Origin of the sequence: Streptomyces sp. UNOC14_S4, assembly GCF_020740835.1 — a bacterium.
Taxonomy (GTDB): Bacteria; Actinomycetota; Actinomycetes; order Streptomycetales; family Streptomycetaceae; genus Streptomyces.
This window is the reverse complement of the sequence record NZ_JAINFC010000840.1, coordinates 1-1,975: the sequence shown is the minus strand read 5'-3', so window position 1 is coordinate 1,975 and position 1,975 is coordinate 1. Positions and strand designations below refer to the sequence as shown.

1 protein-coding gene is annotated in these 1,975 nt (G+C 75.1%); it reads right to left on the bottom strand.

From position 1 onward, the window contains the following. The coding region (locus tag K6I34_RS36325; RefSeq protein WP_229332291.1) for an NB-ARC domain-containing protein at positions 1–1,848 on the bottom strand (1,848 nt) is incomplete at its 3' end. Positions 1,849–1,975 lie beyond the last annotated feature (127 nt).

Genomic DNA, 1,975 nt, shown 5'->3' with positions numbered 1-1,975 from the left:
GTCCCGCTCCACGAGGGCGCGCGCGAGGGCGGCCAGGGCCAGGCCGCGCCCGCGGTGGTCGCCGTCCACGGAGAAAATGTCGACGGCCCGCGCCGCCGCCTCCACGGCCTCTCCGGGGCGGCCCGCATCGCGCAGGGTCTCGGCGAGCCTGCGGAGGTTGCGGCCGGTGCGGCGCCGGTCGTCCGGGCGCAGCAGGGCGATCGAGGCGCGGTAGTGCCCGGCGGCCCGCGTGTGGTCACCGTGTTCCTGCGCGATGCGGCCGAGGGCGTTCTCGGCGAGTGCCTCGCCGTCGGTGTCGGCGTGTTCGTGGCAGACGGCACGGGCGGAGGCGGCGACGCGCAGGGCGTCGTCGAAGCGGCCGAGGCGGGCGAGCGCGCCGGCGGTGCCTAGGGTCTCGGCGGCCGCGCCCGCGGGGTCGTCGAGACCGTGGCGGAGTTCCGCGGCGGTGGTGAAGCGGGCGAGGGCCTCGCCGTGACGCCCCGCGTGGTAGTGGCAGGCGCCGAGCGCGGAGTGGATGTGGGCCCGGAGTGCGCGGGGCAGGTCGTGCGACCGGCCGAGTTCGCGGGCACGGGCCAGCTCCGTGACGGCGGCGGCCGAGGAGCCTTCTTCGAGGAGGAGCTTGCCGAGGACGAAGCGGACGCGGGCCTCGTCGGCGTGTTCCCGGCGCTGCCGCACGGCGCGCAGCAGCGCGTTCGCGGCCCGGCCGAGTTCCGGGGCGGCCTGCCCCGACTCGTAGAGCAGGGTGGCGCCCAGCAGGAGTTCGGCGGCCGGGCGCAGGTCGGAGCCGGGGTCCGCCTCCTCGGCCCACTGGGCGACGAGTTTGGCGATGCCCTCGTGCTCCGTCCGTACGGGGGCGGGCGCCACGGGTTCTTGACGGAGCGTCAGCCCGGCGCGGCGGGCGGCGGAACCGAGCGCGGCGGCGGTCGAGGCGCGGTAGTGGCGGACGAGCCGGTCGAGCGCGCCGGTACGGTCCTCGTCCCCGATGCCGCGGGCGAAGTCACGCAGCAGGTCGTGGTAGCGGTAACGGCCGGGCGCGGGGCTCTGCAGCATGGAGGCGTCCACCAGCGACTCGGCGAGTCCCTCCGCCTCGGCGCCGGGCAGGCCGAGCACGGCGGCGACGGCCGCGAGCGGCAGGTCGGGGACGGCCGGGACGGCGAGCAGCCGGAAAGCGCGGGCCTGAGCGGGCTCCAACTGGTCGTAGCCGAAGCGGAAGGTGGTCTCCACAGCGAGGTCACCGGTGCGCAGCATGTCGAGGCGGCGCCGGTCGTCGGTGAGCCGGCCGAGGATCGCGGCGAGGGGCCACTGGGGCCGGTTGACGAGCCGGGCGGCGAGAATGCGGATGGCCAGCGGGAGGTGGCCGCAGACGGCCAGCAGCTCCCGGGCGGCGGCCGGTTCGGCGCGTACGCGGTGCTCGCCGACGATGCCGGTGAACAGGCGCAGGGCCTCGTCGGGGGTGAAGACGCCCAGTTCGGCGGAGCGGGCGGTGGGCAGCGCGGAGAGCCGGGCACGGCTGGTGACGAGGACGGCGCAGCCGGGTCCGCCGGGCAGCAGGGGCCGTACCTGGCGGGCGTCGCGGGCGTTGTCGAGGACGAGCAGGACGTGGCGTCCGGTGAGCACCGACCGCAGCAGGGCGGAGCGTTCGGCGAACCCGGCGGGCACGGCCTCGCGCGAGATCCCGAAGGCGCGCAGGAAGGAGCCGAGCACCTCCTCGGGCAGGGCGGGCCGGCCGTCCTCGCCGTGCAGGTCGGCGTAGAGCTGGCCGTCGGGGAAGTGCGGGGCGAGGGAGTGGGCGAGGTGGACGGCGAGCTCGGTCTTGCCGACACCGCCCAGGCTGTAACGTAAATACATCTGACGTTGCCGACGACCTCCAGCTGGAAGACCTGGGTGATCGGGAACTCAATAATAAACAAGGGCTTCATCTCGGTAAACAGAGTGCACTTCGCCACAGGACACAATCAGTCACCTGCCAACGCAC